We start from the raw sequence: 24,051 nt of genomic DNA, 5'->3' as shown, positions 1-24,051 counted from the left end.
CGGACAATAATTTTAGGTCATCGTCGCGGAGTCACTGCGCTCACGCCTCGGGAATTGTCGCGGGGATGGTGGCTGCCTTCATCCCCGCCGCGAACGCTTCGGCCGTCCTGGTCATGAAGGTCTCGTCCCCGACGGATTTCAGCCGCAGCGCGGCCGCGTCTATTTTGCGGTCTCGGATTGCGATGAAGTCTTGCATCGCCTCGCGCCAGTCCCCGACCATGGTCAGGTCGGCCGGACCGTCAGGTTCGGTCAGGGTGAAGGACAGGCCCTCCTCCGGATCGAACCGCATCTGCCACCACACGGTCTCGCCCTTGGGGCCATTCGCCAATTGGTAGGCGAGGACGTGGACGCGGGGCAGCTTGGCGGCCGCCGCTTTCGAATCGGTATCGTCGGCCAGCAATCGATTCATGATCTGGACATGGCGGTGGGACATGAAACCTGGTTGCGGGCTTGTCGCAGCCCATTCGCGCACATGGGTGAGGTCGATATCCACGACCTCGGGATAATTGGCGCGGAAGGCCGGATTCAGGCCGGATCCCTCATTGCCGAGAACATGATCGAAGAAGCATTTGCAGAAGTCGTGCACGATGCCGGCCATGCGCCGGCCCTCGATCGAGCCGAAGGCCGCAGCGAGCACCGGGTCGGTGCGCAGCTCCGGTGGGGTCAGGCACAGATCGGTGAAGGCGAGGTGGGTGGCGCCCTTCACCTCGACGCGGATAATGTCGGGGCGTGTGCCGGCGGTTTCGAGCTTCTCATAGCTGAACTCCGAATGCGGCTTGCCCCCTGGCAGCGTCGCAAGGTCGTTATGCATGATCAGCATCGGGACGCGGGAGTCGCGGTCGATCATGTCCGGGTCGAACAGGCCGCCGTCGAGATTGATGGCGGCCTTGATCCGTTCATCGCGTTGCGCCGCCGCGGCGCCGCTGCAGCCGAACGACATGCCGAAGGTGCCGATGCGGTCGATGTCGATGATGTCGAGCAAAGGCATGGCCTTCGCCGGCAGGTCGCCTTTGGACAGGCGATCGACGACATGGATGAAGTCGTCCTCCCAAACCAGGAATTGAGCCGCCAGCTTGGTTTCGGCGCAATTGACGAGCGTGGCTTCCAGGCGCTCGACGGGGTCCGGCGCGACGAAGGCGGCCAGATAGGCAGGGTCGGCGGCTTTCGCCATCAGATCCGCGAACAGTGACGGGTCGGATGTGATGATGTCGCCATTTTCGTGGAGGGTGGCGCTGTCGACATAGGGGTGGCCGATTGAGAAGAGCACATAGCCGTGGCTGGCGAGATGCTCCATCAGCGACGTATTCGCATGCGGCGAGGCGAATCCCCCATGGGAGAAGATCAACACCGGCCGTTTCGGGCCGGATAGGGGTGGCGCGTCCTCATGACCATGGGTCGGCACGTCGAACAGGGCAGTGATGTCGGTCTCGGTCGGGATCATCTTCAGGAACGGAATGACCTGATGTTCCAGCTCCATCGGCTTGGCATTGGGCCGCGTCGGCCCGCTCGTGGCGGCGGCGGGATACCAGGCCCGGACCGGGATGCGGCGATTGGTACCGGGCGCGTATTCCTCCTCACGACTTGCGTCCTTCAGTTCGAAATCGATCACGCCGATGCTGAACGGGCCCGACGGTTCCGGGAGTTCGATCCTGTCGCTCACCTGCTTCTCCCGTTATTTTCTCTTGAGACGCATGACGGCCTCGCGCGCGTCATTCCGCTGCCATCAGATGCTCGTCGAAATGGCCGACGAGCTTGCGGACGAAATAATCCTCATGGGCCGCGCCATAGCCATGATGCTGGTTGGGCAGCGGCACGAATTCGTGGATCTTGCCGGCTTCGATGAGCGTGTTGGTCATTTTCACCGCGTCATGGAATACGGCCAGGTCGTTCATGCCGGCGACGATCATCAGTGCGCCCTGCAGACCATGCGCGTCCTTGAAGAGGTTGGCTGCTTCATAGGCGGCCCTGGTCTTCGCCGACGGCAGCCCGCCGATATAGGGCTCGTAGAGGAACAGGCCGAATGGGTCGTAGCCGGGCGCCGAGGCGACACCGGCACGGTAGAGGTCCGGATTGTCGAGCATGTTGGCGGTGGTGAAATAGCCGCCCCAGCTATGCCCCCACATGCCGACGCGATCGAGATCGACATAGGACCGTTGGGCGGCAAGATGGCGCAAAGCGGCGGCGTGATCGGCGGTGACCTTGTGCCGCCAGTCGCCGAACACCGCATCCTGGAAGGCCTTGGATCGCCGCGGCGTACCGCGCGCGTCGACGACAAAGACCAGATAGCCGAGTGCCGGCAGGGCGTGGTTGAGACCGGACATTTTCGACATGGCCAAGGGCAGGAACTTATGCTCGACCATCGCCGCCTGAGGGCCGCCATAAATATACTCGATGACCGGATATTTGCGCGACGGATCGAAATCGATCGGCTTGTGGAGCACGCCCCACAGATCGGTCTCGCCGTCCGCCGCTTTCATCACCACTTGCTCGGGGGGCGACCAGCCCAACGCGTCCAGTGCGCTGATATCCGCCGGCGGGAATGCGTGCCAGAGCGCGCCGTCCATGCCACGCACGCTGCTGCGCGGCGGCAGGTCCGGCCGCTGCACCGTGTCGACGAAGCAGGAAAAATCCGGCGCGAACTGGATGTCATGGATCCCGGCTTCCTCGGTCAGCCGCTCTACCTTCCCGCCCGCCAGCGTCACGCGGCAGAGATGAATGTCATAGGGCCGTTGCTGGTCGATCCCGGCCGAGAAATAGACGATGCCGCCGGCCGGATCGACGGTGAGGACGTCGCCAACCGGCCAGTCGCCTTCGGTGAGCTGCCGGACGAGCTTTCCGTCCAGATTGTAATGGTAGAGATGCTTCCAGCCGGTGCGCTCCGATTCCCAAAGGAAGCCCTGGCCGTTAGGCAGGATCGTGCAGCCGGAGCGGCCGCCAAGCACTTCGTGCTGGATGCGAATGAACGTCTCGCCGCTTTCGGAGAAGAGGCATCGAACTTCGCCCGTCGCGGCATTCGCTTCCAGCACGCGAAGATCGCGCATGTCGCGGGAGGCTTCGAACAGATACACGCTGTCGCCGTTCGCGCTCCAGCCCAGCAGCAGAATGAACTTGTCGGTGGGATCCAGTTCGATCCGCACCCGGGCCCCGCTATAGATGTCGAAGATATAGGGCTGGACGACTGCCATGGCATCGCCGACGCGCGTCATCCTGATCGTCTCGACCTCGTCGAAATGCCTGAGATAGCGGATGCGGCTGAAGCTGCCGACGCGTCGTGCGTCCCATCGCGTCGCATAAAGCCTGCCGCCGTCGGGCGACCAGGGATTGACGCTCAGATACATGATCGAGCCGCTCGAGCTGATCCCCATCCGCAGCGATTCGACGTCCCAGCCATTGTCCGGCTCGGCGTCGTCGGTCAGCCGGTCATAACGTCCGTCGCAGACCGAGCGGATATGGATGTCGCCATCCTTCAGCGAGGCGAAACGGGCGCCGTCGGGCGACAATGCCTCCGGCACGGGCGTACCGTCGGAGAAGATGCCCGGACGCTGCATCATCTTCGGCGTCGCGCGGCTTTTCGCGTCGACGCCGAAATGCGTCTCCATCATGCTCGGCTTTGGCAGCTTGGCGAGCCTGCCGTCCTTCAACCGATACTCGTCGCCGTCGACCGAGAATGTCGCCGACCCGTCCGGGCCGATCTGGCAAGTGTTGAAAGGAAGACCGGCATAAGGGGCGTCACGGCCGATCGTATTGCGAAAGGCCTCCCGCACCTGCTTCGTGTCAAACAGATCGGACAGGCTTTTCGTCGTCGGATCGAAAATCTTGACCCGGGTGTCGGTCGGCGCGCCCTCGATATACCAGAAGCGGCCATCCGGAAGCCAATTGGCAGCGACTCGGCCGCCCTTCACCAGACTCGCAATGTCGAGCAGTTTATCGAACGTTTCTGCCTCTTGGAGCGAGTCCATGATATCCTTCTCCTTACTTCTAGTCATAACTGTATGGTTGTGTTTGCATTGCTGTCAATGGACGACGATCCCCTCACGCCTCGCGGAAGGAATGAACAAGACACTAGTGTCCATTTTTTGATTGGCTCGAACCTCAGTGGTTTTGCTCGGGCATTCCGTCGGCGGAAGTTCCGAATTCCCGCGTCATGCGCGCGACCGGCGATTCCGCGAGCCGATAGAACAGGCTGGTCAAGGCAAGGCATGGAGCGGCGAGACAGACGACGATGGTCATCAGCGAGCCGCCGTCCGGCGCCAGTGCGTCGGACAGCCGGCCCGTCACCATCGGTCCCAGGCCGGCCGCGGCGGCATAGGTGATCATCATCACGGCGGCGACCCGCGCCCGGAGCAACGGCGGGGACATGTCCTGCAGGAGGCTCGGCGAGAAAGCGGTCCCGCACAATGCGAAGGTGAAGCTCGCGCCCGCCAGAACATAGGCCTGAAGCGGAGTCGTCGCCCATAGCAGGCCGACGAGCGGCAACGGTGCCAGCGCCATGCAACTGGACAGGGCACGAAGCAGATGCCGCCCCGGGGCGATCCTCCGCCACCACGACGCGGTCAGCATGGCAAACCCGATTCCGGCGGCGGCGGCTATCGTGATGGTAGTGCCCAATCGGACGCCGACTTCCGATGCGGGTATATTCATGTCTCGCATCATCGCGACCGGCAGCCAGAGCATGAGCGTCGCAAAGCTGAAGGCGTAGAGGCCGAAGGCCGTATTGACCGTCAGGAACGGGCGGGCGTGGCGCCTGAGATAGGCCCCCATGCCGCTCATGCTGGCAGCTTCGCCGCCAGCCGCCGCGCGGCGGAGTGAGGTTCGGCCGGATGGGACGGGCAGCACCAGCAACGCCACGATTATTCCCGGCACGGCGACAGCGAGGCAGGCAAGGCGCCAGCCCGACAGCGCGGCGACTCCGTCAGGCAGCAGCGGTCTCAGCGAATCGATCGTACCGATCACCGCCCCGCCCAGCATCATGCCCAGGCCGACGCCGGCCACCGTCATCGCGAAGAAGATGAAATTCGCGAAGTCTCGGCGCCGTCCGGAAAAGAGGTCGGGGATCAGCGAATAGATGATCGGTGTCAGCACCGCTTCGCCGACGGCGATGCCGACCGTATAGACCAATAGCTCGTTGAATCCGCCCGCCAGGCCGCGAAGTGCGGTCGCCGCCGACCAGAAGAGGATGCAGGCGATCAGCAGCCAGCGGCGGTCGACGCGGTCCGCGAGCCAGGCGAGGGGGAAGCCGGCGACCACTGCGAACAAAGCCGGCACCAGTCCTTGGAGGGAGCCGATCTGGAAGTCGGTCAGCCCCAATTCCTGCTTCATCGGCTCGACCACCAGGACGATGATCTGACGGTCGATGAAACCGAAGATGATCGCGACGATCAGGACTCCAAGAGCATACCAGGGACGCACTGCAATCCAGACACTATCGTCGTGACCAGCCTCCACCGGGCTGTTCTCTCCAGCAATGTTCACCACTTCATTCTCGCTGCAGGGACCGAAGCGACTTATTGACGAACCAAACACATCTGTCTAGAATTGAAAGCAGTCACGACAAGAGGGCCGGTTATGCCCGAGCCTCTGATCGGACTCGTCGTCATCGAGCCGCCGCAGGAGCTGGTCTACCGCGCGCTCGGAACGACGCCGGCGCCATCGCCAACGCCTGTAAATGAGGACAGGAAATCATGAATCAGAATGCGTCCGCCGATTGGGTCGAAACGAGCGAGGCGATGCCGGGAATCCGGGCTTTCATCATCGAGCCTCCCGGCCTCGGCGTCGCCCTGCGTGTATCGATCGCCCAGGCGGCCCAGCCGGCGGTCGGCGGGCAGTCTGACGCTCTCGATGCCGTCCTCTACGCGACCGACGCGGACTATCTGTTCGGCACGGTCGCGAATTCCGCGCGGGTCGGAAGCTTCGGGGGAGAGGTGGCGCCGGCGGTCATCGTCGGCATCGGCTATGCGGAGGAGACTGGCGACCTCCGCTTCGTCTCCCAGCGCCGCTTCCTCGATTTCTATCGCGGGCCGCGGCGGAGCTTCGACGCGGGGGCTTATGGAAGTTTCGAATTTGGCGGGGCCGACGCGTTCCTCGATGCCTTGCGCGACCATATCGTCCCGATGGTCGAACGGCATGTTCCGGGCATCGATCCGGCACGGCGGGTTCTTCTTGGCACCTCGGCGGGCGGACATTTCGCCGCTTATGCCTTGGCCAAGGATCCGGCTTTCTTCCAAGGCTATGCGATGATGAGCCCGATGCTGGTCGATCCGCAACCGCTGGTCGGCGGCAAGGTAAGCCAATCGTCTGGGGTTGGCGCGATGGTCCGGCTGATCGAGGATTTGCCCGAAGACGCGCTTCCGCCGGGCCTCCGCATATTCCTCTCGGCCGGCGATCGCGAGGAGGATCCCGGCTCGATGTTCGCCGATTATCGAATCATCAGCAATGCTCTCCACATGCGATCCGTGCTCGCCCGCCGTGGCATCGATACCGAATTCGTCCAGTTCGCGGGCGAATCGCACGGATCGGTCACCGGTGCGGCGATCGGCCGGGCGCTGCGTTTCCTGCTGCCGCCGGCCGGTTCGAGGCCGGATTGGCAGGCCGCTTTGGCCGCGTCGGAAAGATGATACTGGCGGCTCGGCTCTCTCTGCAACCATTCAAAACAGTATCGTCTTCAAGTGCCCCTGACGAGCTCCAGTTCCTTCCGAAAGCCAGGGTGATACCTCTGTCCGGCTTGGCGAAGAGCCATTGACAAACCATACATATCTGTACAGAAGTCATATGGCTTGTTGGATGACGGCATAAGCCGCGCAAGAAGGGGAAGCTTTATGAAACTTACCAAGATCGCATTGCTCGCCGGCGCCCTCAGCGTGCCGTCCATCGCCATGGCCCAGGACCAGGCCGTTCCGCCGGAACAGCAAGCCGACACCGCCGCGACCTCCGATCCCGTCGCGGTTCAGACTGGCGAAATCGTGGTCACCGCACAGCGCCGCGAACAGCGGCTGCAGGACGTCCCGCTCGCCGTCTCCGCATTCAGCGGCCAGGAAATCGAGTCGCGCAACGTGACCGATCTTTCCGACATGCAATATGCGGTGCCGGGCCTGTCCATGGTCGAATATGGCCCCGGGCAGGAATTCGCGCAGATGCGCGGTATCGCGACTTCCATCGGCAAGCCGACGGTCGGCACTTATTACGACGAAATGCCGATCACGACGGAAGCGCAGGGGTCTACGATCGATATCCGCATGCTCGACCTGGAACGGGTCGAAGTATTGCGCGGGCCGCAGGCAACCCTCTACGGCGAAGGCTCGATGGGCGGGACCATCCGTTACATCACCGCCAAGCCCGACCTCGACGAATTCAGCGGCTCCGCCTCGGGCGAAATCAGCGATACGTCGGGCGGTCGGATGGGCTATCGGGTCGACGGCGTCGCCAATATTCCGATCAGCACGGATCGGCTGGGTCTCCGCATCGCCGGCGGCTACGAAAAGATCGCCGGTTGGGTCGATCGGGCGCCGACCGGCGAGGAAGATATCAACAATGCGCGCATCTGGACCTTGCGCGCCATCCTGCGCGCGAAGCCGACCGACGACCTGACGATCGACCTGATCGGTCTCCATCAGGAATCGAAGCAGGACAATCTCAATTTCGGCGTGGACAATGTCACCGCCACGACCGTGCCGACGCTGAACAGAGAGAATACCGATCTCATCCAGGGCATCGTTCGCTACGATCTTGGCGGCGCGGAATTGACGGCCATTGGCGGCTATCTCGATCGTAACGCCGTCGGGACCTTCGATCTGACCCCTTTCTATCTGGCCACGGTCAACGCGATTCTGGGGTTGCCGGAGGGTTTCATCACCGAGATCGGTTATCCCGGGCCCTCGAACTCACGGGTCTACACCGCCGAGGCGCGGCTTGCCTCGACAAATAGGGGCATTTTCAACTGGCTCGCCGGCGCCAGCTATCGCGACAGCCGCTTCGCCCTGAGGGCGACGACCTTCACGTCGCCGGGCACTTTGCCCTTCGACATCCTCGATGCGGAGCAAGTCAGGAAGTCCAAATCCTACTCGCTATTCGGCGAAGTGTCGGTGGAACCGCTTCCGGGCCTCACTCTTCTCGCCGGCGTGCGTTACTATGAAGACAAGGTGCGTTTCACCAGCCGGAGCGCACAGTTCGGCTTCGAGACTTTCGACGATGGGCAGGACACGTTCGACACGCTCAATCCGCGTTTCAACATCTCCTACGAATTCAACCGCAATTCCATGGCCTATCTCAATGTCGCCAAGGGTTTTCGCAGCGGCGGATTCAATCTGACTTCGGCTGGCGGCGGCACCACCGACATCCCGCTCGCTTATGCGCCGGATTCCGTGTGGACCTATGAAGCCGGCACCAAGCACACCCTGTTCGGCGGCAAGCTTTTTCTCGATGCTGCCGTCTACCGGACGATCTGGAGCGACATTCAAAGCTCGGTCTTTGCGCCCGGCAGCCCGCTCATCGTCACGATCAACAGCGGCAAGGTCAAAGGCTGGGGCATCGATCTTTCGGCAAGTGTCCGGCCCGTCACCGGCCTGACGTTGAGCGGGGCCTATGGCTGGAACAATCTGCGCTTCACGGAAGTCGCGAGCGGTGGGTTCACGCCTGACAAGGAAATCGGCGATCCGGTCGATTTCGCGGTCCGCGAGGCCTATGCCCTCTCGGCCGAATATCGGATGCCGATCGCGGACCAGACCAACCTGTTCTTCCGCGCCGATTACCAGCATGCCGGCAAGTCCTCGATCATCCTGCGCAACTTCGGCAACCAGATCATCGACCGGCCCGCGCGTGACCTGGTCAACCTGCAGGCAGGCGTGGAGTTCGACCGGTTCGAAATTTCCGCCTTCGCCAAGAATGTGTTCAACGAACAGGCGCCCAACATTATCGGCCCGTTCGGCGTCATTGGCGAGGATGTGCTGCAGCAGCCGCGCGTGATCGGTATTCAGGGGCGGGTGCGCTTCTGATCCGATGACCGATATCTCCGCGGACTGGACAAAAGACGCGGTCGTCCCCATGGAACTTGCCATGCGGGACGACCCACCAGAGAGTGTCAGAGCGCGGCGTTTGACCCGCGAGGACTGGTTGAACGCGGCACGCAAGGCCTTGGTCAAATCGGGGATCGACGACGTGAAGGTCGATCGCCTGGCCAAGAAGCTCAAGGCGTCGCGCGGCAGTTTCTATTGGCATTTCAAGTCGCACGCCGATCTCCTGCAGGCCCTGCTTCAGGATTGGGAAGTGCGCAACCAGGTGGTGATCGCGCAGACCCGCGACCGGTGGGAGGAAGAAGCGCCTGATCTGGCGCAGATCAGCCGGGCGGTCATCCGTGAAAATCCCGGCTGGCTGGACTGGGAGGTCAATTGGGCCACCCAGAGCCTCGCCATGCGGTTATGGGCCCGCAAGTCGAAGACGGTCGGCAAGGCCGTGGTGCGGATCGATCGGCTCTGGCAGGATCTCCTGCGCGAACTGTTCCTTCGCCTCGGCTATTCGGACAAGGAAAGCCTGGTCAGGGCCAGGATCCTCTATTTCAACTACCTCGGCGCTTATTCCTATGTCGTCGAGGAAAGCTTCGCCGAAATGGAGGAGCTTTTTCCCATCTACCACCAGGTCCTGATCGGCGGCGAGCCAAGCCAGGGCTTCAACCAGGTCCTGAAGCAGGTCCACGACCTCCTCATGAGCAACGCCAAACCCGTCAGGCGTCGCGCAGCCAAGGAAAGCTAGCGCTTCTTTCCTTGTCGACGTTGCGGCGGCCAGATGACCGATCAGTCCCGATTTTGCTGGTGACCCCTACGGGACTCGAACCCGTGTTTTCGCCGTGAGAGCCGAACCCATTTGGTTATGGTGGACACGTGTGGACTCTCTCAAGCGCTTGATTTTCTTGAACTTAGTTGGTAAGCTTCTGTAATCATCCAGCCACGTCCAAGGCCGTATATTGGGGACGTATTGGGGATGTTTTTTGGAGCTGTCGATGCCGAAGACGGTCAGCGAGGTGCGTCTCCAGGAGCGGTCTGCCCGGGCGCGGCTGACGGCGAAACATCATCCTTACTGGCGCTCCATCTCCGAAGGCCGGCATCTCGGCTACTATCGCGGCCGCCGTGGAGGATCCTGGATCGCGAGGTGCCGACCGCCCGACGGCGGGGAGTACGTAACCAAATCGTTGGGGACGGCAGACGATCTCGTCGACGCCGATGGAGCGGAGATACTGAACTGGAGGCATGCGCTCGACCAAGCGCTCGCCTGGTTCGAGCAGGTGGAGAAGCCCGGCTTCATGGAAGCCGCCGAGTTGACGGTCGAGACCGCAGTTGAAGAATATGCCGCGATGCGCGACGCCCGCGACAGCGCGAGAGCAGGCCGGCCGCTGCGCTCGGACGGCCGGTCGCGCCTGACCAGATATGTCGTGGTCGATGAGCAACTGGCTAGAGTGAAACTGCTCGACCTGACGGAAAGCGACCTCAGGGCCTGGCAAGGCAGGTTGAAGGGCCTGAAGGTGCTGACGCGGCAACGGCTCGCCAACGACCTCAAGGCGGCGCTCAACCACTGCTATCAGAACTACAGGAGAGCGCTGCCGTCTGATTTCCCAATTACGGTGAAGGTCGGGCTGAAGTCGGAGGAGTGTTATTGGGAGCACGGCGAGTCCGTCGCTCGCGAGAACCAGATCCTGGAGGACAGCCAGGTCAGAGAAATCATCCGTACGGCCGCCGAGCAGGACGAGGACGGCGATTTCGCACTGCTCGTTATTCTGCTCGCTGCGACCGGTGCCCGCTTCTCGCAGCTGAAGAGAATGACCGTCGCCGATGTCCAGCTGGAGCATTCGAGGATTCTCATCCCGACCTCCTTCAAGGGGAAGGGAAGATCGCCCGCCCTGATCAAGGTCTGCATCGGTCCGGATGTCGCGCAGGTGCTCCGGCGGGCGGTCGTCGGGCGGAAGAAGGGCGAAATCCTTCTGCAGAGGTGGCGCTACCGGCAGGTCAGTCCAACTCGTTGGGAAAAGGTCGCTCGCGCACCCTGGAAGACCGCTTCGGAGATGACGCGGTCGTGGAACCGGGTGGTCGATTCGATCGGCTTGACGGGGACGATCCCCTACGCGCTGCGGCACACCTCGATCGTCCGCGGCATCAGGGCCAATTTGCCGATCCGCTTGGTCGCCGCGCTACACGATACGTCCGTGGTCATGATCGAGCGCCATTACTCGCGGTGGATCACCGAAGGCTTGGAGGAACTCGCAGCCCGTGCCGTGGTGCCGTTGCTCGCGGCCTAAGGATGCCGCGCCGGTGTGTGTATGTCGGCTACCGGAATCTTCGCGGGAAACGCAGTTCTCAACGTGGAGCGCAATCATCGGAAAGGTCAGCTCCATCGACCATCTTCAGATTTGCAGGGTGATCGACTGGCGGGCTTCGCGTCAGAGCCTGGCCGGTGAGCTCAAAGGGGCAGTGATCGCGCGACGCACGGCGCGACACTTGGCACTACCATCATGCTGCGAAGGCGGTAGCGAGAGCAGGCCGTCACTTAACAGCAAAGGCGTTGCAAGACAGCTTTCGGGGCAAATTCGACAGCGGCTCGACCAGAATGACCGATGAAAGCGGTGGCGCCCGGCAGAGGGGTCAGTCTTACCGGTGGGGGGTCGGATCCCGTTCGTCCCGGTGGCGTTTCAGCATCTTCTCTGACGCATCCATCAGACGGTGAGTTTCGTCGATGTTCCTGCGCATCTCGGCGTTGCTCTGCTCGACCTCGCTATCCTGCCGGGCCTGTCTTTCTACTGGCGTTTCCGAAGGCATTTTGACCTCGCGCGTTGCATGAGTCGAAACTTACCTGGATCAAGTAAGTTGCCGCCGATCAGCCGGTTAGCGGCTAGACTGAACATTCGACGCGTTGAAACGGATACCGGCTTCGCTCGTAGCCATGCCGCGGCGCTGCGGAGAGTTCACCTGAGACCCGAAGGTGCTTTGCCCGCTCCAGCAGGATGACCTGCCACCCCTCGGGCCCCATACCGGGCTTCTGCCACACGACCGCAACGGGCTTCTCGTCGGCGGTATAGCCGACGGCGTGAACCTCTACGCATCGGAGCAGTCCATCATAGGAAAGCTCAAGGCATCGGCTTGCCTGAAGCGCCTCACAGGCTCTTTGAATGGCCATCATTACCCCCCTCCGAACCCCGACCCACCTTATCGTTCAGCGTATCGCGCGTGGATGCCGGCTACGGGTGCGCGGAAAGCCCGCACGTTAAGCCGATTAGTCGGAAACCTCCGACAGCTCAAGCAGATGGACCTCGGCCAGCTCCTCCCGCATCACGTCGCAAACGCCCTGTGCACGTTCTCTGTCATCGGAAAGGAACACGTGCAGATCGCCTAGATCGTGAACGCCGCTGACCTCATATCTCCGCTTCTGCATAGGCGCGGTTAACCGGAGTTAGAGCGTCGCAGGAACTCAGTCCGGGCAATCCGCCTCGCCATAGCCATCCATGCAGCCTCGGCCCGGAGATGGCGCTCACGGACGTTGCTCAGGGTTGTTGCTTCAGCCTCCGCACGGGCTTCCGCCGCTCGCTCGACATAGAAATCATACATTACGGACACGAGAGCCTCTGCCTCACCTTACGACGCCGAACCGAGACTTCAAAGGATCGATGGCCTAACGCGGCTTCTCTGACGAGCAGGCCGATCATGGTCGTGCGGGACATGGGCGGGGTTCCGTGCCGAGTCCTCCTAGTGCAATTCCCAACGACTGCATGCATTGACATCTACAACGTTCTTGATAATGATTAGCGATAGCGAAAGGAGGCATGCGATGTTGATGCAGCCTATCGACGCTGAGACCGACTGGACGAGCTATGTCGTGCTCAGCCTGCTCCGCAAGTGGGCGGTGCTGCCCCGCTCCGGAGAGGCCCGCTTGCCTGGACTCGTGGAGACGGCGGGCAATCTGGGGACATCTTCCCTGGCCGCCATCGCGGTTGGAAGCGTATTCGAGCTGACCGAAGCTTGTCTTGGAAGACCCCTGGGGATGGAGCGCTGCTATGCTTGCAGTCTTGCCGAGGACGAGAAGACGGTGGTTGGCATGCTCGGCATTGGTTCGGACCGGGGTCTGCCAATAGCTCGAGACATGCCGATCGGACTCTTGAACGCACTGTCGGTGGCAGCCGTGAGCGCGAGGCGGCTCCTGGGCGAGCATGGCATTCTTGCGCCAGTGTCCGCTCAGTGCTCCTCCGGTCCGAGATGACGCGGTGAGAACCGCCTGTGCGACTGTGTCTGTCGCGTCGCAACCATCGTCCTGCGGACGAAGGCAAGATCGATTTCGTTTCGGTTTGCCCTCGATTCTCGCTGCTCCCATGCTCGCTCGAACGGGAATGAAATCGTGATCGGCATGCGCGAACAAGTGCCGCCCGTTCCCCACGGGTTCGAGGACGAGTTCGTGCGCGGGGGCTGGCGAGGAGTGGAACGTGCCTATGGTGCCCCTACCGATCTTATACTGAAGTGGATCGCGCAGAGCGGTGGCGAGGAGCTCTACCGAAGGCGGGCCGAGTATGTTCAGGCCAGGCCTCGCGCGGCTCCGGGCCCGCAGCGAACCTCCCGCGTCAACCGAACCGGACCCTGGTTCTAACCGATGTTTTGCCACCCGATCCGAATCGCAGCCGCCGACATCGATGACATGGGCCATGTGAACAATTCGGTCTATCTGCGATGGGTGCAGGAGGCGGTGGTCGGCTACTGGCGGAAGACCGCTCCTGCCGAATCGGTCGCAGCGCATCTGTGGGTCGCGCTGAGACACGAGATCAGCTACCGGCGCCCCACCTTCCTCGATGACATCGTCGTGGCTGACGTGGTCGCGGAGCAGGTAAAGGGGGCTCGTGCATTCTTCAGCACGATCATCAGACGGGGAGAGGATGTGCTCGCCGAGGTGAAGAGCTGTTGGTGCTGCCTTGATGCCGGCACTGGCCGACCCGTCCGCTTGTCTCGGGAGGTCGTCGGCCGCTTCATCCCGTAATGATGCATCCACTTGCGTGAACGCGGATGGGCTTGACCTGGGAAGGCGATCGTCCAGACGAACAAGCTTTCGCTGGCCAGTGCAGTCTGAGAATTCGGCGCCAAGCGCTTTGCCGTGGGCAAGAAGCCTCGCACCCTAGAAGGCGGATCCTCATCGCAATTGAGCCTCGGCGCGATGCAAGCTAAGCTACGACGCCGCTTGAGTCCGAGCGATCACGATGGGAGGGTAGATGCGCCCTTGGGGTGGTGGAGACGGGGAGGGGAAGACCTACCCGCTGGTCGATTCCGCCATGCTGGAGGCGGAGGCCCTCATCGCCGTCGTCAGGGAGCTGAGCTACGCACGCTCGCTTGCCGAGGTGATGGAGGCGGTCACGCACGCGGCGCGGACGCTGCTCGGCGCCGACGGGGTGAGCTTCGTGCTCCGTGAGGGCGATCTCTGCTACTATGCGGACGAGAACGCGATCGGGCCCTTGTGGAAGGGCCGACGGTTTCCGATGAGTGCCTGCATCTCCGGCTGGTGCATGGAGCATGGTCAGGCGGTTGCCATCCCCGACATCTCTCTGGATCCGCGCATTCCGCAGGATGCCTATCGCCCGACCTTCGTCAAGAGTCTCGCGATGGCACCGGTACGGCAGGAGAAGCCCATCGCCGCGATCGGCGCCTACTGGGCGACGCTGCACAACCCGGGGCCGAAGGAGGTGCAGCGGCTGCAAGCGGTGGCCGATGCCGCCGCGCTCGCCATTGCCTATGTCCAGGTGAACCAGCAGGCCAGTGACCAGGAACGAGCCGGAGGGGCGCTGCACGACCGTTCGGGCATGTTTGAGGCGGTGATGGAGCATATCCCGGTAGGCGTCATGATCGCCAGCGCCCCCGGCATGACCATCCAGCGCGTGAGCGCCCACGGGCTCAGCCGCATGCGGCGCAAGGAAGAGGAAACCGCGGCGATCAATGCCGAGGAGCATCCGGAAGCCTGGCAGCTGTTCGATCAGGAGGGCGCAAGACTGCTGCCCGCCGATCAACTGCCGCTGACGCGGGCGACGAAGTTGGGCGAGCTGGTCGAGAACGAGCAGCTGAACCTTAAGCTTGCTGACGGGAGCTTTCTGCCCATCCTGTGCAGCGCAGCTCCGATACGCGATCACGAAGGGCGAATCACCGGCGGTGTGGCGGTGTGGCAGGACATCACGGAACGGGTTAAGGCCGACGAGGCGCAGCAGCTGCTGGTGCGCGAACTCAACCACCGGGTGAAGAATCTGTTTTCGGTGGTGGTGGGGATCATCGGTCTCACGGCTCGGAGTTCCACCAACGTCAAGGATATGGCGGACGCATTGATCGGACGAGTGGTGGCCTTGTCCCGAGCGCACGGAATGATCGGTCCCGCCATCGCTTCCGACGCGGTGGCGCGAGAGAGCAACCTTCAGGATTTCCTTACAACTTTGATTTCGCCGCATCTGACGCGCGCAGATGGACATTTGCGCCTGTCCGGCCCCGCATGCACGATCGGATCGAATGCGATCACGAGCCTGGCGCTCGTGTTTCACGAGCTGGCGACGAACGCTCATAAATATGGCGCCCTCTCATCGGCGGAGGGGCATGTCGATATCAGCTGGCGGGAGGAGGGTGAGCACCTTTTGCTCAGATGGATTGAACGCGGCGGGCCGGCTATCGAGGCCGCCCCGGAGCGTCTCAGCTTCGGCAGTCAGCTGATCCAGCGGACGGTGAAGCGTCAGCTCGGCGGCAATATCAGCTTCGACTGGCGCAGGAGCGGCCTCAAGGTGGAATTGTCGCTGCCAGCAGCGAAGCTGTACAGCTAAGCAACCTGAGAGCGTGATCGGAGGCCCGCGTGGCGATGCCGATCATGGTCATGGTCTGGCTCCTGATCGTTCACGGAAGGCTATGACGGCACCCCGATGCCCACCCGGCGATGGAGGTTCAGTCGCGCCAATAATTATTTGCAGCCGCTACCGTCTGAAAATGGACTGCGACGACCTGGGATGCGGCGATCAGCTGGCCGGTATCCTCGTCATAGTCGGACCGCAGCCTGTCGCGGATCTCCGCTGAAGGCTGCGTCAATTTGACGCCCAGCCGCGCCAGCTTGGCCGCAAGCTCAAATCCTTCCTGCGGCGTGGCGGTAATGAGCGAGGGCAACCAGCTTTCAGCCATGACCATTCCTTCGTTGTGAGCCGAGGCGGATGCCCGCCAGCGGTGTCTGGCCAGCATATCGCGATCGATCATTCAGCACCGAACATAATGCCGCTCCCGAGCACGCAGGCACTCGGCTGGCCAGCGGTGGCGCATCAGCGACTTGCGCCGCATGAGGCTCGACCGCAGCTGCCGCAGGAGCCCGAACATGGCGAGCACGCATGCCGCCAGCGAGACCTAGACCAGCACCTGCGGCACCGGGTCGAGGAGTTGTAGCCCGTCGCCCTGGCGCTGGCTTTGACATGGATCATCGCGAGGGGCTCCGCCTCCCTTAGACGGAGGTCACACCCACTCCTGCTTGCAAGGATCTGCTGATCAAGCGGGTGCCGTCCTGCTCGATGGCGCAAGTGGATCAATCGAAGGAGCAAGCCATGTCCTATGTCGAAACGATCGAGCCGCTGAGGCATCGTAATGTCGGCGAGATCGCCGCAAATCTGGCGGGAGCGACCGACGTCTTCCGGCGCTTCGGGATCGACTTCTGCTGCCATGGCAACGTTCCACTCGAAGAGGCGGCACAAGCACGGGCAGTGGATTTCGAAGCGCTTCAAGATGCGTTGCTGGCGCTCGACGGCGGCGAAGAGCTGCCGGCCTTGCCGGAGGATACGGCAGAGCTGATCGACCACATCCTCTCCCGTTATCACGAGGTTCATCGGCGCCAGGTGCCGGAGCTGATCACGCTGTCCCGCAGGGTCGAACAGGTGCATGCAGAAAAGAACGGCGTGCCGGCCGGGCTGGCCGACATGCTTCAGCACGCCCTAGGCGAGCTGGAGGTGCATATGAGAAAGGAGGAGCTGATCCTCTTTCCGGCAATGCGCCGGCAGGGCTCCGGACCGCTTGACGGACCGATCGCGCAGATGCGCGACGATCATGTCGATCATGGCGAGCTGCTGCAATCCATCGCCGAGCTCACCGGCGACTTCACCGTGCCGGAGGGCGCATGCGCCACCTGGCGGGCGCTCTATGTCGGTGCGGCGCAATTCAGAGACGATCTGATCGATCATATCCATATCGAGAACAACATCCTGTTCCCACGTTTCGAGAGCGGCGCGGCAACTCGTTAGGCGCTTCGACCTCCCGCCGGAGGAGCTTGCGGGCGGGCCGGGGTGCCCCTGCCAGGTCCGCCGGCGGGCGGTTAGGCCAGAGATCGGGCTGCTATTTGCTCGATCTGCTGCCTTCTGGTGGAAAATGCGCTGGCACCACTCACCTCGCTGAGCGGTTGACCCTGACACGATGTCAAGGTGCAGAGTCGTGACGACTCGCAAACCCGACGAGAGAGGAATGACCATGCGCCTCGCAGACCGCCACCCGGATCAACAGCACGAACAGCCAGACCTGGGCCTCGGTCGAATCAAGGATCCCGTCTGCGGCATGACGGTCGATCCTAAGTCTACCGCTCACCATCACGAGCTCGGCGATACGACCTATCATTTCTGCAGCGCCGGCTGCCGGTCGAAGTTCATTGCAAATCCCGACCGATACCTGAACCCGCGCGAGCAGCATCCGAGCGTGACCCGCCCGGCGATGGGCGCTCTCGCCGAGTCCGCCCAGGGGACCGTCTGGACCTGTCCGATGCACCCCGAGATCCGGCGCGACGGTCCGGGAAGCTGCCCGATATGCGGGATGGCGCTGGAGCCGGCGGAGCCGACGCTGGACGAAGGCCCCAATCCCGAACTGATCGACATGACGCGGCGCTTCTGGATCAGCGCGGCGTTGTCGATCCCGCTGATCGCGCTGACGATGGGCGCGGATCTGTTCGGCTGGCATCCGCTGCCGATGCGGACATCCGTGTGGCTGCAGCTCGCCCTGGCGAGCCCGGTGGTACTTTGGAGCGGCTTGCCCTTCTTCGAGCGCGGCTGGGCGTCGTTGAAGACCCGCAACCTCAACATGTTCACCCTGATCAGCCTCGGGGTCGGCGTCGCCTATCTCTACAGCCTCGTCGCCACCGTCGCTCCCCGCCTCTTCCCGCCGTCGTTCCGAACGATGGGCGGGGCCGTGCCGGTCTATTTCGAAGCGGCCGCGGTTATAACGACCCTGGTCCTCCTCGGACAGGTTCTCGAACTGCGCGCGCGCTCGGCGACGGGGCGGGCAATCCGGGCGCTCCTCGGCCTTGCGCCGAAGACGGCGCGGCTCGTCCGCCCGGACGGCAGTGAGGAAGACATTGCTCTCGAACATGTGGAGCCCGGCCATCTGCTGAGGGTCCGGCCTGGCGAGAAGGTGCCGGTCGACGGCGTGGTGGTCAAGGGGCATTCGTCGGTAGACGAGTCGATGATCAGCGGCGAGCCGGTGCCGGTCGAAAAGCTGCCGGGCGCGAAAGTGACCGGCGCCACCGTCAACGGCACCGGGAGCCTGCTGATGCGCGCCGAGCGGGTCGGCCAGGACACGATGCTCGCGCAGATCGTCCGGATGGTGGCCGAGGCCCAGCGGTCGCGCGCCCCGATCCAGGCGCTCGCCGACAAGGTGTCCGCCTGGTTCGTCCCCAGCGTCATTCTCGTCGCTCTGTTGTCGTTCGCCGCCTGGGCGCTGGTCGGTCCCGAGCCGGCGATGACGCACGCCCTGATCAACGCAGTCGCGGTGCTGATCATCGCCTGCCCCTGTGCACTCGGCCTCGCCACGCCGATGTCGATCATGGTCGGCACTGGCCGCGGCGCCTCGGCCGGCGTGCTGGTGAAGAATGCCGAAGCGCTGGAGTTGATGGAGAAGATCGACACGCTCGTCGTTGACAAGACCGGCACGCTGACGCTCGGCAAGCCCAGCCTCGTCGCCGTTATTCCCGCAAGCGGCTTTGCGGAGACGGAGGTGCTGAGGCTTGCCGCTGCGCTTGAAAAGGGGAGCGAACACCCGCTCGCGGCCGCGATCGTCGAGGGCGCCGGCGAGCGGAAGCTGGAACTGCCGCGCACCGATAACTTCGCGTCGCACACTGGCAAGGGCGTCACCGGCAGGGTCGATGGCTGGGAGGTGGCTCTCGGCAACCGGGCGCTGCTCCTGGAGCTCGGCGTCGACGTGTCGCCGCTGCTCGAGCGCGCGGATGCGATGCGCGCGGAAGGGCAGGGCGTGATGTTCACGGCCATTAACGGCGAACTGGCCGGCCTCATCGCGGTTGCAGATCCGGTGAAGGAGAATGCCGGCGAGGCGATAGCCGCCCTCAAGCGCGACGGTGTCCGGCTGGTGATGCTGACCGGCGACAACCAGCGTACGGCGGAGGCCGTGGCCCGCCGCATCGGCGGCATCGACGAGATCATGGCCGATGTGCTCCCCGATCAGAAGCAATCGGTGGTCGATCGCCTCCGGCGGGAAGGCCGCCGTGTGGCCATGGCCGGCGACGGCATCAACGATGCGCCGGCGCTTGCCGCGGCCGACGTCGGCATTGCGATGGGCACCGGCACCGACGTCGCAATGGAAAGCGCCGCCGTTACCTTGGTGAGGGGCGATCTCGGCGGCATCGTTCGCGCCAGGCGCCTCAGCCGCGCCGTCATGCGGAACATCCGCCAGAACCTGTTCTTCTCGTTCGTGTTCAACGGTGCCGGTGTGCCGATCGCGGCGGGCGTCTTCTATCCTGCGTTCGGCCTGCTGCTGAGCCCGATCATCGCCGGGGCGGCAATGGCGTTCAGCTCCGTCGCGGTCATCGGTAACTCCCTTCGCCTGCGCGCGGTCCGACTGTAGGAGGAGCCGGCGATGAAGATCGGTGAAGCATCCTCGGCCTCCGGCGTCAGCGAGCGGATGATCCGCCATTATGAGAAGATCGGCCTGATGCCGAAGCCCGCGCGGCGCCAGTCCGGCTACCGCGATTATGACCAGCGGGATGTCAACGCCCTCCGCTTCATCCGTCGGGCGCGGGACCTCGGCTTTCCAACCGACGAGATATCGCAGCTGCTCGCGCTCTGGCACGACCGCGGCCGCGCCAGCGCCGAAGTCAAGGCGCTTGCCTCCGCCAGGGCCGCGGAGCTGAAGCGCAAGGCGAGCCAGCTCGACGAGATGCGCCGCTCGCTCGAGCATCTGGCGGCGAACTGCCATGGCGACAGCCGTCCGGACTGCCCGATCCTCGGGGAACTCGAAGGAAGCTCGATGGAGAGGAAGCCGGTTCGATGATTGTGCGTCTCTCGCGCCCGCTGCACTGCATCGCTCGTTTCTATTGCACTTTAACGTGAAGTGCGCTAATGATAATCAATATCAGAAAGGATCAGCCATGCTTTGCCCTGAATGCGGAGAGGTGACAGCGCCCGGCCCTCTTGTTGTCCGCAGGGTCGAGCCTGGTTTCGTCCCACTTCCGGGCCGCTGGCGCGGTTTCCTGCGCTTCTGGCGAAGGGAGCCGTCGTGTCCGATCCAGGTGCCAGAGGAGGCGGAGCGGTGGAATACGGCGAAGCCATAAACTCCGAAGCTCTGGAGCGAGCGGTTTCGATCGCTCGTGAACTGGTAAGAAAAGATCCGCGGCCATTGCCGTCGATCGCTGCCGAAGCGGTCTCGCGCGCCTTTTGCGTCTGTGTCGTCGAAGGCGAGGATGCCGCGGAAGACAGGCTGTCGGATGTCCACAGAAGTTTGATCGAAGCCGTCATTTGGCGGACGGAGACGGCGGAGGCGCCTGCTATGAACAGACATGTGTCACCGGCTAGCGGGGAGGACCGACCGTGGCTCTGAAGCATGCGCAGCCTGGCGAGGTGGTGCATCTGCAGCCCCTCGGCGCCGCCTTTGCGGCCGCAAGGACCTCCGCTCTCGTCAAATCCGACCGGTTCGAGGCCGTTCGCCTGATCGTGCCCGCGGGCACGTCGATCCCGTCGCACAAGGTGGAGGGTTTCGTCACCCTCTTCTGCCTTGAGGGACATGTCGTTCTCGAAGCGGGACGGGACATCGATCTGCGCGCGGGAGACTGGATCTATCTGGAACGCGGGGCTCCTCATGCGCTTCGCGGCATCGAGGACTCGGCGCTGCTGCTCAACATATTGTTCGATTAGGCACTGAACGCGCCGCGTGGTCGCTACGCCGGCAGCCTGTCCCTTTCAACGGAAGGTCCGAACATGACGAAGGTGGAAATCGGCGACGACAGCTTCGACATCGATGCGAGTCTCATCGCCGACGGACTTGGCCTCGCTCCTTCGGCCGTTCCGGAGCTGATGAAGGCTGGCCGGATCACCAGCCTCTGCGAGCGCGGCGAAGGCGCCGACGCGGGTCGGCACCGGCTCAGCCTCTTCCACGGCAACCGGCGCCTGCGTCTCGTCGTCGACGGCGACGGGAATATCGTCGAGACCAGCTACGCGTGAATTCGCCGAGAGGCCCCTGGAGCGCCGACGCGCGGCCAGGGGCTCAACGATCGATAGCCTACATGATGATGGCGGCTGCAACGCCCATGGCGAGGGCGGCGAAGGTGAGAAGAACCGGGACGATCAGCATCTGGACGAGCGTGGCCGCACCGGTGCTGTGTCCGGTCAGTGTCTCCAGGCCATCGCGCATGAAGCGGTCGAAGCTCGGGCGTTTGCCGGCCTTCGGTTCGACGCCCAGAAAGATGCGCGGAATCGTGAAGAAGGTGACGACGAACAGCGCGCTGATCGTGACGACGTAGAGCGACTCGGCCGAACCGACGGTAGCAAGTGCGAAGGCACCGATCAGGGAGGCATAGGCCGCGACGAGCAAGCCGCCCACAGCCGCAGGCACGTCCTGAGCCGCGGGCGTCGGAGCGAACGCCTCCGGCTGCTGAGGTTCTTCCAGATCCGGGGTCGGGAGCGGCGCCACCAGCGGGCTGGCAGGCCACACTGCAGCGACGCTCACCTTGCTGTAGCTGCCTTTGTCTAAGATCTGCTCGTGACGCATCGTCCCGCTCCCCTTGCCTGGAAATGATGCACAGCTTTTAACCCGCCGTCGCACCGCAGAAGTGACTTGGATCAATTGTTCCGCACGTCCCTGCTGCAAGTGCGGGATCGAACCTTTAACGGAGCGGACATGCAGACACGTGGCGAGCAGATGCTGGCGCTGAGGCGCTCGCGAATGGCGGCGGCGCCTGCATTCCTGAGAGGCGGCTTCCGGCCCTTCTTCTTCGGCGGCGCCGCTTATGCCGTCATCGCCCTCGCTCTGTGGCTGCTCGCTCTAGCAGGAGGGATCCAATTGCCGTCGGCCTTCGAGCCGCTCGCCTGGCACCGGCACGAGATGCTGTTCGGCTTCGTCGGCGCCATTGTCGCCGGCTTCCTCCTGACGGCGATCCCCAACTGGACAGGGCGCCTGCCTATCGCGGGGCCGCCGCTGGCGGCCTTGTTCGGCTTGTGGGTGATCGCGCGAATGGCGGTCCTGTTCTCCGCGTCCTTCGGGCTCGGCGTCGCCGCCTTGTTCGACGTGGGCTTCTACCTTGTCCTGGCGGCGCTGGGGGCGCGGGAAGTGCTCGCGGCAAAAAGCCGTAACGTCCCAGTCGTCGGCCTGGTGCTGCTCTTCGGGATTGCGAATGGCCTGGATTATGCGGGGGCTGCGGGGCTCTTGACCGACGCCGCACTCGCCTCCCGCGCCGGCATCACCCTCGTCGTGATCATGATCTCGTTGATCGGCGGCCGCATCGTGCCGTCCTTCACGCGCAACTGGCTTGCGAAGCGCGGGGTGAAGCAGGGCCTCCCCGGCCAGCCGAACCGCTTCGATCTCGCCACCATCGGCGTCACTGCCGTGGCGCTGCTTGGCTGGACGCTGTTCCCGTCAGGCTTGCCGACCGGCGCGATCCTCGTCGTGGCCGCCGCTCTCCAGGCCGTTCGCCTGGCGCGCTGGAAGGGCTACCGGACGCTCGCCGATTCGCTCGTGCTGATCCTTCATGTCGGCTATGCGTGGGTGCCGATCGGGCTTGCGCTGCTCGGCGCGTCGATCCTCGGCGCTGCCTTTCCGACATCGGCGGCGATCCACGCCCTGACCGCCGGAGCGATGGCGACGATGATCCTCGCCGTGATGACGCGCGCGACGCTCGGCCATACCGGGCGGGAGCTCCAGGCGAGCCCCGCCACGGCCTTCCTCTACATGCTGGTGACGCTCGGAGCGGTGCTCCGGGTGGCCGCGCCGATGGGCCTTCTCGACTACACGGTCGGAATGGAGTTCGCGGCAGTCGCCTGGGCGGGAGCGTTCGTCATCTTCCTGTTCGCCTACGGTCCGATCCTGTTCCGGCCCCGGCTGGGCGAGCAGCTATAGGAGCAAGGCCGCGGGATCCGGTCCGATCACTCGCGGATGCAGCCACAGGAGGAGGAGATAGAGCGCGCCGCCTCCGCCTACCGCCACTGCAAACCCGGCCGGGCGCCACCGCCGCGCCGCCGGATGGGAGAACCAGGCGCCGAACGGAAGCGCCGACGTCGGCTCCGCAAGCCGGTCCCATTCAGCTCCCATCTGCCGCCGCTTGCGCCGATCGACAATCATCATTCCGGCCAAGGAGAACAGGCCGAAGCCGCCGAACAGGATCAGCGACACGAGGTCGCCGTTCGCGAGAAGGTGGGCGAGCGCCCAGAGGGCAAAGCCCCACAGCAGCGGGTGGCGGGTCACGCCGACAATCCCAGGCCGCGACGGATCGTAGCCGGCGGACCTGAAGCTCACGGAGAGGGGATTGGCGGTCGCGGCCCCGCCGACAAGCAGCATGCAGGCCGGCAGCATGACCGCCAGCGCGAAATGATAGTGCCACAGCTCGGTCTGCCATAGCGGGACCAGCGGCGCCCGCAGCGCCGCGCCGATCAGCCAGATGAGCAGCGCCAGCGACAGCAGCGAATAGACGAGAAGATAGGTACGCTCGCCGAATCGCGCCGCGAGACGGCTCCGCAGCCCGGTGCGCGCGGGCAGGACATGCGCCGCGAGGAAGGCTGAAAGGGCGAGCAGGAATTCGGTCATCAAGGTTCTCATAGCCAGGCGAGTCAGCTGA

At 63.7% G+C, this 24,051-nt stretch carries 20 protein-coding genes; 13 read left to right on the top strand and 7 right to left on the bottom strand.

Annotated elements, in window-relative coordinates:
* Positions 1-40: 40 nt before the first annotated feature.
* The 3 genes from RQX22_RS13260 to RQX22_RS13250 all read right to left on the bottom strand — a co-directional run bounded on the left by RQX22_RS13260 (position 41) and on the right by RQX22_RS13250 (position 5,472).
* Positions 41-1,660, bottom strand: a complete 1,620-nt coding sequence (locus RQX22_RS13260) for an alpha/beta hydrolase (protein ID WP_315727021.1) — start codon at positions 1,658-1,660, stop codon at positions 41-43.
* 49 nt (positions 1,661-1,709) lie between these two features.
* A complete protein-coding gene (locus RQX22_RS13255; protein ID WP_315727020.1) occupies positions 1,710-3,959 on the bottom strand; it encodes a S9 family peptidase in 2,250 nt (749 codons plus the stop codon).
* 133 nt (positions 3,960-4,092) lie between these two features.
* Entirely contained in the window at positions 4,093-5,472 is a 1,380-nt protein-coding gene (locus tag RQX22_RS13250) for an MFS transporter (protein ID WP_315727019.1), read from the bottom strand.
* Positions 5,473-5,681: 209 nt separating this feature from the next.
* Here RQX22_RS13250 and RQX22_RS13245 point away from each other — a divergent pair, with 209 nt between their 5' ends.
* The 4 genes from RQX22_RS13245 (at position 5,682) to RQX22_RS13230 (ending at position 11,278) form a co-directional block, all read left to right on the top strand.
* Positions 5,682-6,614: an alpha/beta hydrolase gene (locus RQX22_RS13245; RefSeq protein WP_315727018.1), complete on the top strand. Its 933-nt coding sequence runs from the start codon at positions 5,682-5,684 to the stop codon at positions 6,612-6,614.
* A 201-nt stretch (positions 6,615-6,815) separates the two neighbouring features.
* The gene (locus RQX22_RS13240; RefSeq protein WP_315727017.1) at positions 6,816-8,987 is read left to right on the top strand and encodes a TonB-dependent receptor; all 2,172 of its coding nucleotides are present in this window, start codon (positions 6,816-6,818) and stop codon (positions 8,985-8,987) included.
* A 4-nt stretch (positions 8,988-8,991) separates the two neighbouring features.
* On the top strand, positions 8,992-9,741 hold the full coding sequence (locus RQX22_RS13235; protein WP_315727016.1) for a TetR/AcrR family transcriptional regulator: 750 nt from the start codon (positions 8,992-8,994) through the stop codon (positions 9,739-9,741).
* Between the two features lie 247 nt (positions 9,742-9,988).
* On the top strand, positions 9,989-11,278 hold the full coding sequence (locus RQX22_RS13230; protein WP_315727015.1) for a tyrosine-type recombinase/integrase: 1,290 nt from the start codon (positions 9,989-9,991) through the stop codon (positions 11,276-11,278).
* Between the two features lie 971 nt (positions 11,279-12,249).
* Here RQX22_RS13230 and RQX22_RS13225 read toward each other — a convergent pair.
* On the bottom strand, positions 12,250-12,408 hold the full coding sequence (locus RQX22_RS13225; RefSeq protein WP_315727014.1) for a hypothetical protein: 159 nt from the start codon (positions 12,406-12,408) through the stop codon (positions 12,250-12,252).
* A 393-nt stretch (positions 12,409-12,801) separates the two neighbouring features.
* On the opposite strand from RQX22_RS13225, the gene RQX22_RS13220 reads away from it, so the two are divergent.
* From RQX22_RS13220 to RQX22_RS13210, 3 genes are all read left to right on the top strand, one after another.
* Positions 12,802-13,230, top strand: a complete 429-nt coding sequence (locus tag RQX22_RS13220; RefSeq protein WP_315727013.1) for a hypothetical protein — start codon at positions 12,802-12,804, stop codon at positions 13,228-13,230.
* 384 nt (positions 13,231-13,614) lie between these two features.
* Positions 13,615-13,995, top strand: coding sequence for an acyl-CoA thioesterase (locus RQX22_RS13215; RefSeq protein ID WP_315727012.1), 381 nt, complete (start codon positions 13,615-13,617; stop codon positions 13,993-13,995).
* Positions 13,996-14,224: 229 nt separating this feature from the next.
* Positions 14,225-15,805: a sensor histidine kinase gene (locus RQX22_RS13210; RefSeq protein ID WP_315727011.1), complete on the top strand. Its 1,581-nt coding sequence runs from the start codon at positions 14,225-14,227 to the stop codon at positions 15,803-15,805.
* Positions 15,806-15,923: 118 nt separating this feature from the next.
* Here the strand turns inward: RQX22_RS13210 and RQX22_RS13205 are convergent, their stop codons facing one another.
* Entirely contained in the window at positions 15,924-16,154 is a 231-nt protein-coding gene (locus tag RQX22_RS13205; protein WP_315727010.1) for a hexameric tyrosine-coordinated heme protein, read from the bottom strand.
* 410 nt (positions 16,155-16,564) lie between these two features.
* On the opposite strand from RQX22_RS13205, the gene ric reads away from it, so the two are divergent.
* The 5 genes from ric (at position 16,565) to RQX22_RS13180 (ending at position 21,445) form a co-directional block, all read left to right on the top strand.
* Complete coding sequence (gene ric, locus RQX22_RS13200) at positions 16,565-17,254, top strand: iron-sulfur cluster repair di-iron protein (RefSeq protein ID WP_315727009.1); 690 nt, start codon at positions 16,565-16,567, stop codon at positions 17,252-17,254.
* Between the two features lie 223 nt (positions 17,255-17,477).
* Positions 17,478-19,853: a heavy metal translocating P-type ATPase gene (locus RQX22_RS13195; RefSeq protein ID WP_315727008.1), complete on the top strand. Its 2,376-nt coding sequence runs from the start codon at positions 17,478-17,480 to the stop codon at positions 19,851-19,853.
* A gap of 12 nt (positions 19,854-19,865) precedes the next feature.
* On the top strand, positions 19,866-20,279 hold the full coding sequence (cueR, locus tag RQX22_RS13190; RefSeq protein ID WP_315727007.1) for a Cu(I)-responsive transcriptional regulator: 414 nt from the start codon (positions 19,866-19,868) through the stop codon (positions 20,277-20,279).
* Between the two features lie 536 nt (positions 20,280-20,815).
* On the top strand, positions 20,816-21,139 hold the full coding sequence (locus RQX22_RS13185; protein WP_315727006.1) for a cupin domain-containing protein: 324 nt from the start codon (positions 20,816-20,818) through the stop codon (positions 21,137-21,139).
* Positions 21,140-21,202: 63 nt separating this feature from the next.
* Entirely contained in the window at positions 21,203-21,445 is a 243-nt protein-coding gene (locus tag RQX22_RS13180; protein WP_315727005.1) for a DUF6522 family protein, read from the top strand.
* Between the two features lie 58 nt (positions 21,446-21,503).
* Here the strand turns inward: RQX22_RS13180 and RQX22_RS13175 are convergent, their stop codons facing one another.
* A complete protein-coding gene (locus tag RQX22_RS13175; protein WP_315727004.1) occupies positions 21,504-21,992 on the bottom strand; it encodes a hypothetical protein in 489 nt (162 codons plus the stop codon).
* A gap of 129 nt (positions 21,993-22,121) precedes the next feature.
* Between RQX22_RS13175 and RQX22_RS13170 the strand changes: the two genes are divergently transcribed.
* Complete coding sequence (locus RQX22_RS13170; RefSeq protein ID WP_315727003.1) at positions 22,122-23,336, top strand: NnrS family protein; 1,215 nt, start codon at positions 22,122-22,124, stop codon at positions 23,334-23,336.
* Here the strand turns inward: RQX22_RS13170 and RQX22_RS13165 are convergent.
* Entirely contained in the window at positions 23,331-24,020 is a 690-nt protein-coding gene (locus RQX22_RS13165) for an NnrU family protein (RefSeq protein WP_315727002.1), read from the bottom strand. The two genes, RQX22_RS13170 and RQX22_RS13165, sit on opposite strands and share 6 nt — an antisense overlap.
* Positions 24,021-24,051 lie beyond the last annotated feature (31 nt).

Origin of the sequence: Sphingosinicella rhizophila (assembly GCF_032378825.1) — a bacterium.
GTDB lineage: Bacteria > Pseudomonadota > Alphaproteobacteria > Sphingomonadales > Sphingomonadaceae > Allosphingosinicella > Allosphingosinicella rhizophila.
The sequence above is the reverse complement of the archived record's forward strand: the minus strand, read 5'-3'. Positions and strand labels throughout refer to the sequence as shown.